The sequence below is a fragment of the Nisaea sp. genome (assembly GCF_039990255.1).
In the GTDB taxonomy this organism is placed as follows: domain Bacteria; phylum Pseudomonadota; class Alphaproteobacteria; order Thalassobaculales; family Thalassobaculaceae; genus Nisaea.
In genome coordinates, this window is sequence record NZ_JBDXGG010000018.1 from 867243 (window position 1) to 880965 (window position 13723).

15 protein-coding genes are annotated in these 13723 nt (G+C 57.8%); 3 read left to right on the forward strand and 12 right to left on the reverse strand.

Annotated elements, in window-relative coordinates; all coding sequences use genetic code 11:
- Positions 1 to 44: 44 nt before the first annotated feature.
- On the reverse strand, positions 45 to 1349 hold the full coding sequence (gene chrA / locus ABJ076_RS14340; RefSeq protein WP_348194261.1) for a chromate efflux transporter: 1305 nt from the start codon (positions 1347 to 1349) through the stop codon (positions 45 to 47).
- Between the two features lie 4 nt (positions 1350 to 1353).
- Positions 1354 to 2172 carry a sulfurtransferase/chromate resistance protein gene (locus ABJ076_RS14345; RefSeq protein WP_348194263.1) on the reverse strand — a complete coding sequence of 273 codons (819 nt, stop codon included), beginning with the start codon at positions 2170 to 2172 and terminating at the stop codon, positions 1354 to 1356.
- A 379-nt stretch (positions 2173 to 2551) separates the two neighbouring features.
- Here ABJ076_RS14345 and ABJ076_RS14350 point away from each other — a divergent pair, with 379 nt between their 5' ends.
- Complete coding sequence (locus ABJ076_RS14350) at positions 2552 to 3337, forward strand: enoyl-CoA hydratase (protein WP_348194265.1); 786 nt, start codon at positions 2552 to 2554, stop codon at positions 3335 to 3337.
- Between the two features lie 151 nt (positions 3338 to 3488).
- The gene (locus ABJ076_RS14355) at positions 3489 to 4130 is read left to right on the forward strand and encodes a class I SAM-dependent methyltransferase (RefSeq protein WP_348194267.1); all 642 of its coding nucleotides are present in this window, start codon (positions 3489 to 3491) and stop codon (positions 4128 to 4130) included.
- Positions 4131 to 4173: 43 nt separating this feature from the next.
- On the opposite strand, the gene ABJ076_RS14360 is transcribed toward ABJ076_RS14355, so the two are convergent.
- Entirely contained in the window at positions 4174 to 4566 is a 393-nt protein-coding gene (locus ABJ076_RS14360) for a hypothetical protein (RefSeq protein WP_348194269.1), read from the reverse strand.
- A 180-nt stretch (positions 4567 to 4746) separates the two neighbouring features.
- Between ABJ076_RS14360 and ABJ076_RS14365 the strand changes: the two genes are divergently transcribed.
- Positions 4747 to 5094: a hypothetical protein gene (locus ABJ076_RS14365; protein WP_348194271.1), complete on the forward strand. Its 348-nt coding sequence runs from the start codon at positions 4747 to 4749 to the stop codon at positions 5092 to 5094.
- Between the two features lie 8 nt (positions 5095 to 5102).
- Here ABJ076_RS14365 and ABJ076_RS14370 read toward each other — a convergent pair whose 3' ends face one another.
- The 9 genes from ABJ076_RS14370 to ABJ076_RS14410 all read right to left on the reverse strand — a co-directional run bounded on the left by ABJ076_RS14370 (position 5103) and on the right by ABJ076_RS14410 (position 13721).
- Positions 5103 to 5660: a glutathione peroxidase gene (locus ABJ076_RS14370; protein WP_348194272.1), complete on the reverse strand. Its 558-nt coding sequence runs from the start codon at positions 5658 to 5660 to the stop codon at positions 5103 to 5105.
- Between the two features lie 64 nt (positions 5661 to 5724).
- Positions 5725 to 6633 carry a DMT family transporter gene (locus tag ABJ076_RS14375; RefSeq protein ID WP_348194274.1) on the reverse strand — a complete coding sequence of 303 codons (909 nt, stop codon included), beginning with the start codon at positions 6631 to 6633 and terminating at the stop codon, positions 5725 to 5727.
- 36 nt (positions 6634 to 6669) lie between these two features.
- A complete protein-coding gene (locus ABJ076_RS14380) occupies positions 6670 to 7872 on the reverse strand; it encodes a mandelate racemase/muconate lactonizing enzyme family protein (RefSeq protein ID WP_348194276.1) in 1203 nt (400 codons plus the stop codon).
- A gap of 96 nt (positions 7873 to 7968) precedes the next feature.
- The gene (locus ABJ076_RS14385) at positions 7969 to 8265 is read right to left on the reverse strand and encodes a hypothetical protein (protein ID WP_348194278.1); all 297 of its coding nucleotides are present in this window, start codon (positions 8263 to 8265) and stop codon (positions 7969 to 7971) included.
- A 45-nt stretch (positions 8266 to 8310) separates the two neighbouring features.
- Positions 8311 to 8907 (reverse strand): hypothetical protein, encoded by a 597-nt coding sequence (locus ABJ076_RS14390; RefSeq protein WP_348194280.1) that lies wholly within the window; start codon positions 8905 to 8907, stop codon positions 8311 to 8313.
- A gap of 141 nt (positions 8908 to 9048) precedes the next feature.
- Positions 9049 to 10287 (reverse strand): AMP-binding protein, encoded by a 1239-nt coding sequence (locus tag ABJ076_RS14395; protein ID WP_348194282.1) that lies wholly within the window; start codon positions 10285 to 10287, stop codon positions 9049 to 9051.
- Between the two features lie 39 nt (positions 10288 to 10326).
- Positions 10327 to 11160: an ABC transporter ATP-binding protein gene (locus ABJ076_RS14400; RefSeq protein WP_348194283.1), complete on the reverse strand. Its 834-nt coding sequence runs from the start codon at positions 11158 to 11160 to the stop codon at positions 10327 to 10329.
- A 63-nt stretch (positions 11161 to 11223) separates the two neighbouring features.
- The gene (locus ABJ076_RS14405) at positions 11224 to 12552 is read right to left on the reverse strand and encodes an ABC transporter substrate-binding protein (RefSeq protein WP_348194285.1); all 1329 of its coding nucleotides are present in this window, start codon (positions 12550 to 12552) and stop codon (positions 11224 to 11226) included.
- Between the two features lie 95 nt (positions 12553 to 12647).
- Positions 12648 to 13721, reverse strand: a complete 1074-nt coding sequence (locus ABJ076_RS14410) for a branched-chain amino acid ABC transporter permease (protein ID WP_348194287.1) — start codon at positions 13719 to 13721, stop codon at positions 12648 to 12650.
- Positions 13722 to 13723 lie beyond the last annotated feature (2 nt).

A 13723-nucleotide genomic window follows, 5' to 3' on the forward strand; every position in this document is an offset into this window, starting at 1 on the left:
GAACCCGGGCGCTGGTGCGCCCGGGCCCGGCAAAGCCTGATCTGTCACAGACTATTGACCATCAGCCAGGAGAGTCCCGCGCAAATCGCCAGTACCCGGCCGATGCCCCAGTGCAATTTAAGCAACAACAGGCCGCTGAGCGCGGCCAATACCGCCACGCGCCAGTCGAATGTTGCAAGGTCGGGCTGCCAGAGCGTGAACGGGCCGATGTCCTGCCGTGTGATCGCCCCGAACATCACATGCAGGCCGAACCAGAGTGACAGGTTCAGGATCACGCCGACCACCGCTGCGGTGATGGACGAGAGTGCTCCCTTAAGTCTGGGCTGGGCAGAGATCCAGTCGATGTAGGGCGCGCCGGCAAATATCCATAGGAAGCAGGGCACGAACGTGACCCAGAGCGTCAGTGCCGCGCCGGCGATCCCGAGCACGATGCCGCCGTCACGATAGGCGGCAAGGAAGCCGACGAACTCCGTCACCAGGATGAGCGGGCCGGGTGTGGTCTCAGCGAGACCGAGGCCGTCCATCATTTCACCCGCGTTAAGCCAGCCGAAGGTGCCGACCACGTCCTGTGCCATATAGGCCAGCACGGCATAGGCGCCGCCGAACGTAACCACCGCGAGCTTGGAGAAGAACAGGCCAAGATGGGTCAGGACCGGAAACCCGGAGAGCTGGGCGACGAGCAAAACCGGAAGCCACCAGATAGTGAGCCCGATGGTGATTGTGAGCATGGTTCCGCCGAAGGAACGGCTGATCGGCGCGGAAATGTTATCAGACGTTGATACCGCGCTGCTTGCCGCCCAGCCCCAGAGAGCCGCAGCGGCAACGATGAGCGGATAGGGCAGGTCGAGGATGAAGATCCCCGCGAAGGCGAGCCCGGCAACGACCCAGTCAGCGCGCCCGCGCAACGCCCGTTTCGAGACCCGCAGCAAGGCCTCGACGACAATCAGCAAGACCGCTGATTTAACGCCGAGGAACAGACTGTCGATCAGTGGTAGTTGGCCGAACAGGGCATAGATTGCCGCCAGGACAAGGATCAGTACGGCCCCCGGTATGACGAAGAGCAAGCCACCGATCAGGCCACCCGCGATGCCACGAAGACGCCATCCGGCATAGGTGGCGATCTGCATGGCCTCGGGCCCCGGTAGCAGCATGCAGAAACTCAGGGCGTTCAGGTATTGCTGCTCGGTGAGCCATTTCAGCTCCTCCACCAGCAGCCGGTGCATCAGGGCAATCTGAGCTGCCGGACCGCCGAAGGAGAGAAGGCCGATTTTCAGGAAAACGTGGAACAGGGTGCCGAGCGACGGGGCATTGCGCCCCGCCGCGACGGTTTCGGTATATGTGTCGGTCATGATTTCAGGCTTTCACTTTGCCAGTCGGCCAGTCATGCCCTTCATCGACTGCATCCCGGCACCACCGGTAGAAGGCGTCGTAAAGCAACATACCGGCATCGATTTGACGCAGATCGTCCCGATACATGCGCGAGAGGCCAAGCGACGCGGCAAGCAGCCCGGCTGCCTGCGGTGCCAGATCATGGCGATCTGTATCGGCACCGCGGACGATGGTTGCCAGCAGCTTCAGCGGTTCCGTTCCGAGGCCGAATTCCGAGACCATTGTGTCGAAACTACACTCTTCGCCGCGATGGCTCCAGAACACACCCTCGACATCGAACGGAGTGGCTCCGAACCTGTCGGCCACGTCCATCACTTCGGCCGGGGCAACGAAAAGAAAACGTGCAGACGGATCGACGAAGCGGCGAATAAGCCAGGGGCAGGCGATGCGGTCCACCTTCGGACGATGACGTGTCACCCAGAGTGTCTCGCCGGACTCCCTACGTGGCGGAATAGCCGTTGCGGGGACTGCAGGTTCTCCTGCTTCGTGCCAGGCAACGACACCGCCTTCGAGGCTTTCGGCTGCAATTCCGTTGGTTCGTAGCAGAGCCGCTGCCCCTTGGCCGAGTTTGTGACCCTTTCGACAGACGACGACGACCCTATGGCCTTGGAACCGGGGCATCAGGGCTTCAATGTCGCTAAACGGGTGCCGGAATGATCCCGGTATCAGGCGCGGATCTGCGTTAAAATCATCATCGACGCATACATCGACTATGACCGGCGCTTCTGGCGTGCCGATAAGGCGGGCGAGTTGAGAAACTGTAATGATATCTGGTGACGGCATGGCGCGTCCTCCCAAAATACGGGGTTAAAGGACGCGAAACTTGGGCTGTCGCCTCACGAGGCGCTCGCGGGCCCCATGCGTTGAAAATGCGAGAAGGGCCTGCGGCTGTCAAGGATGTCGGGATCAGTTTTCCTAATCGGTCAGAATTTCACTCGTGTCGATTTGCGCCTTAGGATTGGCGTTTCCGGGGTGTTCCAATAGCGGATGAATAGGGGAATTTCGGGCACGACAAGCGAAGTCAACTTTGCTGAATCCCGTGTGATGTCGGTGTCGACAATATAGAAATGTTGGCGGATATCGATTGCATTGCGGATGATATCTAAACAATGAAACGCGACGGTGTGATCTGAGCGTCCAAATTATCCAAGGGAAGAGACAAATGACTGACAAGATTCTCACCAGCCAGGAAGGCTCGATCGCCCGGATCGTCTTTAACCAGCCGGAAAAGCGCAATGCTGTATCGCTGGAAATGTGGGAAGCCGTTGAAGTCGCGCTCGACCGGTATTCGGCGGATGACAGCGTTCGGATCTTGATCCTGTCCGGCGCGGGCGGGAAGGCTTTCGTCTCCGGCGCCGATATCTCCAAATTCGAATCCGAACGTGCCAGCGCCGACGGTGTCGCCCGTTACAATGCGACCACCAAACGGGTCTATGACAAGGTTGCCGATTTTCCCAAGCCGGTCATTGCGCAGATCAACGGTTTTTGCGTCGGCGGCGGCGTTGCGCTTGCGGTCTGCTGCGATCTCAGGATTTGTGGCGAGAGCTCCAAGTTCGCGATCCCTGCTGCCAAGCTTGGTCTCGGATATGGTTATCCCGGAATTGCTCGCCTGTCCGCGCTCGTCGGGCCGAGCTTCGCTAAGGAAATCTTCTTCACAGCTGGCCGTTTTGAGGCCGAGGATGCCCGCATTATGGGGCTTGTGAACCGAGTGGTTCCAGATGATCAGGTCGAACAATTCTGCCTCGACTATGCGAAGACCATCTCCGAGAACGCGCCGATGACGGTTAATTCAGTGAAGTTCATCGCCAATCAGACAGTCGCGCCGGAAAGCGAGCGGGATCTGAAGAAGTGTGACGAGCTGGTCACGGCCTGTTTCGCCAGCGAAGATTACATCGAAGGTCGCCGGGCCTTCATGGAAAAGCGTAAGCCTGAATTCAAGAACCGCTAAATCAAAAATACATGCGGACGCGGCTTTACTGCGTCCGCATTTTTTTCCGGAACGCTCATGGAAAGCGAATTACGGTAAATCTTTCTGAAATCGCTGCATAAACCTGCTGTTCCGGATGATAGGCTTTCTCCAATTAGGGGAGGACGCAGTTATGTCGCAGGATAAGATCTTGAGGACCGACGGAAACGTGTCCCGCATCGGAGCTGTCAATGCGGAAAGCTACGATGACTGGGCAAGTGACTATGACAGGGAGCTTGCGAACTGGGGCTATGAAGCGCCGGAGCAAGCAGCAGGGCTTTTGAAAGGGCATCTTCCCGGTTTCGACGGGGCGGCAATTCTCGACTGCGGAAGTGGAACCGGATTGACCGGAGCGGCGCTCAGGGCCGCGGGCGCGCGCGGTCGACTGACAGGTTTGGATGCATCGGAATCCAGCCTCGAGACCGCGAAACAGAAGCACGTTTATGACCGCCTGGAACATGCGGACCTCAATAAACACCTCCCGCTCGAGGATGAGTCCGTGGACGGCATCCTCTGCATCGGAGTTCTTACCTATCTTGAAGAAGAGGCTATATTCAGGGAGTGGTTAAGGGTGCTGCGTGGCGGAGGCATTGCCGTGTTCACAAGCAGGGACGATTTCTGGCAGTCTCGCGGCATTGCTGAAATGCTGAATCGCCTGGAACTGGAGGGCCGTTGGGAAGCCTTACATGTCTCCAGGCCGATGCCTTATCTGCCCGGCCATCCCGATTTTGCGGATAAGGTGAAAGCTATCTATGCCGTCTACAGAAAGCTCTAACCGGACGGCACGATTGCGCTCGTAACTTGCCGGTTAGAAGGCGTTACTTCGCACTGTCGTAATTGTAGATATACGGCAGGAATAGGCGTGCTATCGAAGGATGTTTCTGGGCGAGGTCACGTATGTCGGTCTCGCCCGGATAGGTTTCGAGATGCAGGCCGACCTGGCTGGTGTCGATGATCTTGATCTTCAAGCCGGAAATCTCATCGCCAATTGAAAGCAAGGCTTCGCCACGAAATTCAATTGAGGGTTCCGATGTGAACAGAAAGCCGATCAACGAGACGTTCACGATTTCGCCTTTGACGACTGATCCGTCGGGAAGTGCCAGTTCAGCGTCGACATGGAATGCCACGCGATCGAATGCGCGGCGCTCCTGTTCGGTCATATCACGCATCCAGCCGGTCCTATTATAGCTCTCGTTCAACTCGTCACTCATACTTTATCCCAAGGCGTTTGACCGGACTAACGTGTCCTGTTTTTTCTCTGATAGCTCAACTCGCAAGTGAAGAGAATGGGGTGCGACAACATTCTTCGCAACCATGCGTCATCCTGAACCATTGAAGGGGCCCGATAAAGGGGCCACTCTTTGCGTGTATCTTCTAAAGGGAGCTGAATCATGCATCTCAAATCTCCCATGCTGCGGTTTCTGTTCGGTCACGGGGTGATCGGCGGCGGGGCTGGTATCGCGATTGCGGTCAGCCTGCTCGCGTTCGATGTTGCCGGTCTTGCGAGCCTGAGCATGAAGTCCGAACCGACATGGCTTGGCCCGTTTCTGCTCTGCTTTTCCTTCTTTGCTTCCTTCAGCGCGCTGGCGATGGGAGCAGCGGTCATGAGTTTTGGCGGCCGGGGGGATGATGGCGATGACGATGACGGTGGCATGACCGTCCGGCACCGGATTATCACGGATACGCAAAACCCCGGTTCCGGTCGCGCTGAGAGGGCCGCTATCAGAGTTCGCAGATAGGCGCCGGTCTATCGCGGCAGAGCAGCCTCAACTGCCTTGATAAGCTTTGCGGAAGAGGGGGGCGTCGTGGATGCAAACCAGTCGATGGCCTTGCCGTCGGCGTTGACCAGGATTTTATAGAAGTTCCATCGTGGTTTGGAGAGTGTTCCCAGTTCTTTCGCCGCCCAACGGTAGAACGGGTGAGCATCTTTGCCGGAGACCGTCTGTTTTTCCGTCATCGGGAAATCGACAGCGAAATTGACTGCACAGAACTCCTTGATCTCGGCCGCCGTTCCAGGCTCCTGCGCACCGAAATCATTGGATGGCACGCCGAGAACCACAAGACCGCGCTCCCTGTAACGCTCCCAGAGTGTCTGCAAACTCTTGTACTGCTTGGTGAAGCCGCAGAATGATGCGGTGTTCACGACCAGCACGGCCTTTCCCGCGTAATCCTTCAATGAAAACGGCTCGCCCTCTATCGATACGAAGTCAAAATCGTGGGCATTCGTCGCCTTCGCATGTTCCAGGGGCATCAATAGGAGCCCGGTAAGGATGGCTCTTGCGAGGTGTGAGGTGCGGAAATGCATGACCGTGATCTCCAATCCTTCTCTCTACGCAGAGGAGGCTGCATCGGATGACCTCTTCGGCGGATCATGTCGACAGCAGCAGGAAGAAGATACCGGTGATCACCAGGCCGATCCCGGCCAGCTCCAGTGGGCTGCTCTTCTCCTTGAAGAAGAGATAGGAGGCGGCGAAGGTGAAAACGAGTTCGATCTGGCCGAGCGCACGGACGTAGGCGGCATTCTGGATCGTCATTGCGGTAAACCAGCAGGCGGAAGCGGCCATGCCGCTGAGTCCGACAATGCCCGCTACTTTCCAGTTCCGCAGCGCCGCCGTGATCTGCCCCGGGTCTCGGATGCGCATGTAGCCCGCCATCGCGACGGTCTGCATGATGGTGACGCAACCGAGCGTGAAGGCGGCCTGGATCAGGAATCCTTCACCGCCGAGGGAAAGCGATGCCGCACGGTAAGATACCGCCGAGATACCGAAGCAGGCGCCGGAGGCGAGACCGATCATGGCCGTCCGGCTGGTCAGGGACCGGACGATGCCGGAAATCCCCGTGGCCTGCTTGGCGGCAGAAATGGCCAGCACCCCGATGAAGCTGATCAGGATCGCGACCATTGCGCCGGCGGTCAGTGGATCGCCAAGAATGACAATGCCGAAGACCGCGGCCTGCACTGTCTCTGTCTTGGAATAGGTGGTTCCGACGGCAAAGTTCCGGAAGGCGAAGAGATAAACGAGCAGGGCTGTGGCGGCGATCTGAGTCGCTCCGCCGATAGCCGCATAGATCCAGAAGGCTGGTTGCGGCTCCGGCATGCTGAGACCCACCCCGTCATGCAGGAACCAGACATAGAGCCAGGCCGGCAGAACGGCATAGAAGAAGCGGATAAAGGTTGCTCCGGACGTGCTGAGCTTCGATGTCAGATGCTTCTGCAGTGCGGATCGCAGGTTCTGGCAGAAGGCTGCAGCGATGGTGATCGGAATCCAGAGTTCGATCATTAAAAAACCTATATTTCAGTGGTTTGTGAGTTTTAGTTAAAGCGATGACCGGCGGATATGACAATCGGGTCTTTTGAGAATGTCTGGCTGCAGGCTGAGGCCGTGTCCGGCACCGTCCGGTGCCGTGATCTCGCCGTTGGTGACCGGGGGAAGCTGTGTGACGAGATCTCCATACCAGCCATAATAGAAGGCGCGTACCATTTCCTGGATAAAGCAGTTATGCGTGTTCATGGCAAGATGAGTGGAGGCGGAGAGCACGACCGGGCCGGTGCAGTCATGGAAGGCGACCGGAACGTGCCAGGCATCCGCCATGGCTGCCATTTTGCGGGCTTCGGATACTCCCCCGCCCCAGGCGATATCAGTAATGATTAGGCTGAGTGATTCCATTTCCAGTAATTGCCGATAGTCGGCGCGGCCGCCACGTGTCTCTCCGACGGCAATGGGCGCGGCAGTGGCACGGGCGACCTCATCGAGACTGGAGAGATTGTCCATGAAAACCGGATCCTCGACCCAGAGCGGGTCGACGGCTTCCAGGGCACGGCTGATCTTGATCGCAGTCGGCCGGTCCCACATGGAATGCAGCTCGGCCATGATATCCATGCGATCACCATGGGCCTCCCGGATCTTCTCGAACGGGGCCATGGCTGTTGCCAGATCGCGCGGGTTGATATGGTGGCCCCGGCTGGCTTCGGCGGCATAGTCGAACGGCCAGATCTTCATTGCCGTGATGCCCATTTCCAGCAGGCTGGCGGCCAGATCGTCGGCATGGTTCAGAAAAGCGTCGAGATCTTCGAAACCTCCCTGATTGGCGTCGAGGCCGAAGTTATCCGTGCCCTGGGTCGGTCGGTTCTGCACGTAGCGCGTGCCGGCGCAGGTATTATAGACGCGGATACTGTCCCGCACCGCGCCGCCAAGCGCCTGGTGCAGCGGCATGTCTTTTGATTTCGCGAACAGATCCCAGAGCGCGATGTCGACCGCGGAGCGGCCACGCATTTCCGCGCCAGCTCCGCTGAAGCCCACATAGCCGGTCATATCGCGTTGATGCTGTTCGATCCGGTGCGGATCCTTGCCAAGCAGGTAGGGGGCAATAATGTCGTGAATATGTGCTTCGGCGGCGCCGGGACCGTAGAATGTCTCTCCAAGGCCATCCGAGCCATCATCTGCAATGACGCGGACCCAGAGCAGGTTTGGAAATTCCTCGATCCGAATGGTCTCAATTGCCGATACTTTCGCGCTCATTTTCCCCCCACAGTCGCCGTCGGTCTTTGCCGATTTTCGATTGTGAAGTGAAGCGCTTCAGAGCGCCAGCCAATGGCGAAGAAAAGACGTATTTTCCTAGAGAACCAATCCAACGCCTTTCTTGATCAGTCCGATGACAGAGTTGATCGCATCGACACGCATGCTCTGAGCTGCCGTTGCGTCTTTCGCCGCTGCAATTTTTTTGTCCATATCCGCGATCGTTGGCGTATTGATGGTCGCCATCTTCGCTGCAATTTCAGAAAGCGACATCCCGTCGATCTCGTTTTTCAGATCGTTGATCTTGACCGTGGTCAAGGTGCGGTCTGGCTCTTCAAGGGAGCCTGCGGCGCTTTCCAGCGCAGCGATCTTCTGATTCAGTTCATCGCGGGTCATATGGAGAATCCTTCCGGAAGAATACGGGGAGGGAGAGATGGGGCGTTAGCCGCCCAGACCGGACAGGAGGAGCTTCAGATCGTTCGCTGCACCGGTCACGTTTGGAATGGTCTTTTGGACCTTATCTATCAGATGTGAGACAGAGGGTTGGCCGAGGACGCTGCTGACGATTTTCTCGCCTGCTTTTTCCGATTGGATGTAAGCATCCAGGGCAATCTGCACGTCCTTCATCGTGGCGATATACCGTCCGAGCTCTTCTGATTTTGCTTTTATGGCGTCCAGGTCCTGCTGCAGCTTTGCACGTGCATCAGCCGCTGATTTGGCCGATGACTTGGACGCCGTCAGGACTTTCTCCGCAAGTGACTTTCGCTCGTCCGTACTGTCGCCCTTGTTGCTATCGGACAGGAGTTTCACCAATTGCGCGTTGCTATCCGCTTCCCGCTTGGCAATCCGCTCCTCCGCCTGTTTCTGGATTTTCGTGGAGGCAAGGACAAGAGCTTCGGACTGGGTGGCTACGGCCTGGATCGCCGTATCGAAATACTGAATTTGCGCCGTTGAAAGCTGTTTGACCTCGGGTGGTGTTGCGCAAGCGGAAAGTAGAATCAGCATCGCTCCGGCCACGACGTTTCGCAAAGTGCGCATACAACCTCCATAGAGCGTGGTGGTGCTCAATTTTCAAAAAACTCGTAAAAAGTGTATTTTATGTTATCGTTTATGGCAACTGAATAAAAGTACTTATTTACTCAAGGTGCAATTAAGGCCCGGACTTACAGCCGCGTTCGATCAATCGTAGCTACGCGCGTCCTCAATCACCTTGCCATCATTGGCGAGGCTGCCTTCGGTGACCAAAGACACCGTCCCGCGAAGCTTCGTGACGGATTGCAAGCTGGCTGCAACTGTGTCGGAGAGAGTGTCTTCGGATGTTGTCGTCTCGCAATGCAGAGTCATCACATCGTCACCGGTCCGGCCGGTCACGACAAGACGCGCTTTCGAGATTTCTGGGTGGCGCTTCACAATCTCTGCGATTTGCCCCGGGTGCACGAACATACCTTTGATCTTGGTTGTCTGGTCCGCACGGCCCATCCAGCCCTTTATGCGCTGGTTCGTGCGCCCACACGGACTGGTGCCCGTCAAAACCGCTGACATGTCGCCGGTGCCGAAGCGTATGAGGGGATAGCTCTGATTGAGGCTGGTGACGACGATTTCGCCCACCTCGCCCTCGGCTACCGGATCGCCTGTGCCGGGGCGGACGATCTCAACGATGACGCCTTCGTCCAGGATCATGCCTTCCAGGGCTGGGCTCTCATAGGCGACCAGCCCGAGATCGGCCGTGCCATAGCATTGCAGCACATCGCAGCCGAGATCGGATAACTCCTTACGCAGGCTCGGGGGCAGTGCCTCGCCGCCGACGAGCCCCTTCTTCATGCAGGAGATATCGGTGCCGAGTTCCCGTGCCTTTTCCAGGATGATCTTCAGGAAACTTGGCGTGCCGCCGTAACCGGCAGGTTTAAGGTCTGCAGCGGCCTGAACCTGCATTTCGGTATTACCAACACCGCCCGGAAATACGGCGCAGCCAATAGCGCGCGCAGCGCTGTCGACCATCATGCCAGCGGGCGTCAGGTGATAGGAGAAGCAATTGTGCAGGATCTCGCCCTTACGGAATCCGGCGGCGTAAAGCGTGCGCGCGAATCTCCAGGGATCGGACTCGGGGCCTTCTGCATCGTAAATCGGACCCGGTGACATATAGAGCCGGGCGAGGCCGTTCGCTGCGACAGTGGTCATGCCGCCAAAGGGAGGCGTGCTTTTCTGCAGGTCGAGCAAATCGCCCTTTCGGGTGACGGGGAGGCCAGCGAGGGCCGAGCGGCTGTTGATCGCACCTGGACCTACATCCGCCAGAAGTTTGCCGAAATAGGCGGTCTTGCCCCTGGCCAGGTCAACCTGAGCGGACAAGGCCGCCATCTGGGCGACCTCGCGTTCGTCGGTACTGCGGGTTTCAAGCGTGTCGTAAAAATCGCCGCTCATTTCGGTACGGTCCCCAACTCTTGATTGCGTGACGAAGCGTTAGCCGAGCCAACGCTTCCGGCGGCGATAATGCTTTACATCGCGGAAGCTCTTTCGCCCACCGGTGCTGATGCCAAGATAGAACTCTTTCACATCCTCGTTCGAGCGCAGGCTTTCCGCGTCGCCTTCCATAACGACACGGCCGCTTTCCAGGATATAGCCATATTTGGCGTAGCGCAGAGCGACATTGGTGTTCTGCTCGGCCAGCAGAATGGAGACGCCTTCCTGCTCGTTAATCTTTTTGACGATCTCGAAGATCTGTTCGACCAACTGCGGCGCAAGACCCATGGAGGGTTCGTCAAGCAGGATGGTTTTCGGACGGCTCATCAATGCGCGGCCGATGGCAACCATCTGCTGCTCGCCGCCTGATGTGTATCCGGCCTGGCTGGTGCGCCGTTCGCGCAGGCGCGGGAAATAATTGTAGACCATCTCCAGGTCACGGGCGATGCCGGCCCTGTCCCCGCCGCGGGTGAACGCGCCGGTCATCAGATTTTCTTCGACGGTCAGATGCTCGAAGCAGTGGCGGCCTTCCATGACCTGGATGACGCCCCGCTCGACGAGCTGATGCGGATTCATCGACTGGATCGGTTTGCCCTCGAAATCGATCGTGCCTTTAGTCACCTCGCCACGCTCTGACTTGAGCAGGTTCGAGATAGCTTTCAGTGTGGTGGTCTTGCCGGCGCCATTACCGCCGAGCAGTGCGACAATGCCGCCGCGCGGTACCTCAAGCGAGACGCCTTTCAAGACCAGAATGACGTGGTCGTAGATGACCTCGATATTATTGACGCGCAGTATCGGCTGCTCCGCCCCGGTATCCTGTTCGACCGCTGTCACTTCCTATTCCTCCGGATGGTTGGACGCGGCGCCACCAAATGGCGCCGCGTCCGTATCAGGTCATCAGCTGCAAGTGCGCGGCGTGATGTTGTTTTCCTTGGCATAAGCCGCGGCATCTTCTTTCACAAGTGCCCGGACAATGTCGCTCATCGGCTCGATCCACTCGGAAACGATGTTCCACTTGCCGGCGGCAGCATCCCATTGCTGGATGGCAATCGGCCCACCACCTTCGTGGTCTTCGCAGGTGATTTTGATCGGCTTCATGAAGTCCTTCAGGCCGAGCCTGTCGAAGTCTTCCTCTTTGAGGTCGATTGCCTCGAAACCGTCACGCACATGCACACCACGAATGTCCTTCGTGCCGTGGATCTTGATGGCATTGCGCATGGCTTCGGCTGTGAAGATGGCTTCGAGCATGCCTCGGTTGTAAAGGACCTCTCCGACACGGCCTTCTTCACCGGAGCCGTTACCCTTGGCATAAACGTGCTTCTTGATCTCTTTCAAAGCTTCAAAGTCAGCGCCCGGAGCATGCATGGTGCCCGCGAGATAGCCGTTCGCAGCCGGACCAGCCGGAGCAACGTCATTCTCGGAACCGGACCACCAGACACCAATGAACTTGTCCATCGGGAAGCGGATTGCAGCGGCTTCCTTGATGGCCACCTGGTTCATGACGCCCCAGCCCCACATGAAGATCCAGTCGGGCTTGCCGCGACGGACCTGCAGCCATGTGGCCTTCTGTTCCTGTCCCGGATGGTCGACCGGCAGAAGCATCAGTTCGAAGCCGTATTTGGCGCCGAGTGTTTCGAGCGTCTTGATTGGCTCTTTACCGTAAGCGGAATTGTGGAAGACGAGGGCGATCTTCTTGCCCTTCAACTTGTCCATGCCGCCTTCTTTTTCGCCGACATATTTTACGAACGCACTGGCCTGGGACCAATAGGTGGCCGGGAAGTTGAAGATGTAAGGAAAGACGGTGCCGTCAGCGGCTGAGGTCCGGCCGTATCCCATGGAGAGGATCGGAATTTTGTCCTCACTCGCCTTCGGGATCAGCGCGTAGGTCACACCGGTGGAGTGCGGGTTGAAGACGAGAGCGCCTGAGTCGCCTTCGTTTTTCAGGTTTTCATAGCACTCGACGGAGACCTTGGTGTTGTAGCCGGTCTCGCACTCGACGACATCGACCTTGATGCCTTCGATACCGCCGTCACGCTCGTTGAGCATGTTGAAATAGTCGATGAAGCCGTTCGCCAGAGGAATGCCGTTCGGAGCATAGGCGCCCGTCCGGTAAACTAGGTTCGGAACGGTGTAGGAGTCATAGTCCGCCCGGGCCGTTTCCGCCCAGGTCGCGCCAGCGATAACGCCCGCCGCCGCGATGGCAATGCTTGCCTTCGATAGTCTCATTAGTTGCCTCCCTTAAAATGGCCGCATGTTTCGCGGTCCGTTCAGGTTTGTGCGTGAAGTGCCACGCGGAGCCTGTTCCCATGCCCAAGCGAGGGTCAGTAGGGGAATGGCCAAAGTCGGAGCTTCTCCTTTGTGATCTGCCACATGCGTGCCAGACCGTGCGGCTCCTTGATGAGGAAGAAGATGATCAGCGAGCCGACGAGCATGAACTCGATATGTTTCGCCGTCACCGGAACCATCCCGATCCAGTCAACCAGGACAACCTTCAGTCCAACCGGCATCAGCGCCATGAAGGCGGCACCGAGGAACGATCCGAGCACGCTGCCAAGACCGCCGATAATAATGGCGAACAGCACGAAGAAGGATTGCAGGATATCAAAGGCTTCCGTGGCTTCAACCGTGCCGAGCCAGATATGGAAGATCAACGCGCCACCCATGCCGATATAGAAAGACGAGACGGCAAAGGCGAGCAGCTTCGTCTGCAGCGGACGGATGCCCAGAAGTTCCGCAGCGATATCCATGTCCCGGATCGACATCCAGCTGCGTCCGACGCGGCCGCGTACCAGGTTCAGCGCGATCCATGTGAATACGATGATGAACCCGAGCACGAACAGATATTGTGCGGCAGGCTCGGCCTGCGGTCCGGAGACGAGGAAGCCGAACACCTCGCGCGGTGGCGCCGTGATCTGGCTCATTTCGTAATTGTAGAACCACGGCACCTTGTTGAACATCCAGATCAGGAAGAACTGCGCCGCCAATGTCGCGACGGCAAGATAGAAGCCCTTGATCCGCAAGCTGGGCAGGCCGAACAGGACGCCGACCGCTGCCGTGCAGCCGCCGGAGAACAGGATCACAAACACCAGATTCAGCTCTGGAAAAGCCGTGCAGAGTTTGTAGGAACTGTAGGCCCCAACGGCCATGAAGCCGCCGGTGCCGAGTGATATCTGGCCACAATAGCCTACCAGGATGTTCAGGCCGAGCGCGACCAGCGCATAGACCATGAACGGCAGCAGGATAGCTTTTGACCAGTAGTCGTTGATAACGAAGGGAATGATGGCTAACGCCACCACCAGGATGGCTGCCAGCAGGATCTTGTCCTGGAAGATCGGAAAGAGCTGCTGATCGGCCGCATAGTTCCGTTTGAACTGGCCTGTTTCACGGTACAGCATGG

What these genes read in the sequence shown, in the direction of transcription:
- chrA (WP_348194261.1), bottom strand. Translation starts at nt 1,349, where the DNA reads ATGACCGACACATATACCGAAACCGTCGCGGCGGGGCGCAATGCCCCG.
- ABJ076_RS14345 (WP_348194263.1), bottom strand. Translation starts at nt 2,172, where the DNA reads ATGCCGTCACCAGATATCATTACAGTTTCTCAACTCGCCCGCCTTATC.
- ABJ076_RS14350 (WP_348194265.1), top strand. Translation starts at nt 2,552, where the DNA reads ATGACTGACAAGATTCTCACCAGCCAGGAAGGCTCGATCGCCCGGATC.
- ABJ076_RS14355 (WP_348194267.1), top strand. Translation starts at nt 3,489, where the DNA reads ATGTCGCAGGATAAGATCTTGAGGACCGACGGAAACGTGTCCCGCATC.
- ABJ076_RS14360 (WP_348194269.1), bottom strand. Translation starts at nt 4,566, where the DNA reads ATGAGTGACGAGTTGAACGAGAGCTATAATAGGACCGGCTGGATGCGT.
- ABJ076_RS14365 (WP_348194271.1), top strand. Translation starts at nt 4,747, where the DNA reads ATGCATCTCAAATCTCCCATGCTGCGGTTTCTGTTCGGTCACGGGGTG.
- ABJ076_RS14370 (WP_348194272.1), bottom strand. Translation starts at nt 5,660, where the DNA reads ATGCATTTCCGCACCTCACACCTCGCAAGAGCCATCCTTACCGGGCTC.
- ABJ076_RS14375 (WP_348194274.1), bottom strand. Translation starts at nt 6,633, where the DNA reads ATGATCGAACTCTGGATTCCGATCACCATCGCTGCAGCCTTCTGCCAG.
- ABJ076_RS14380 (WP_348194276.1), bottom strand. Translation starts at nt 7,872, where the DNA reads ATGAGCGCGAAAGTATCGGCAATTGAGACCATTCGGATCGAGGAATTT.
- ABJ076_RS14385 (WP_348194278.1), bottom strand. Translation starts at nt 8,265, where the DNA reads ATGACCCGCGATGAACTGAATCAGAAGATCGCTGCGCTGGAAAGCGCC.
- ABJ076_RS14390 (WP_348194280.1), bottom strand. Translation starts at nt 8,907, where the DNA reads ATGCGCACTTTGCGAAACGTCGTGGCCGGAGCGATGCTGATTCTACTT.
- ABJ076_RS14395 (WP_348194282.1), bottom strand. Translation starts at nt 10,287, where the DNA reads ATGAGCGGCGATTTTTACGACACGCTTGAAACCCGCAGTACCGACGAA.
- ABJ076_RS14405 (WP_348194285.1), bottom strand. Translation starts at nt 12,552, where the DNA reads ATGAGACTATCGAAGGCAAGCATTGCCATCGCGGCGGCGGGCGTTATC.
- ABJ076_RS14410 (WP_348194287.1), bottom strand. Translation starts at nt 13,721, where the DNA reads ATGCTGTACCGTGAAACAGGCCAGTTCAAACGGAACTATGCGGCCGAT.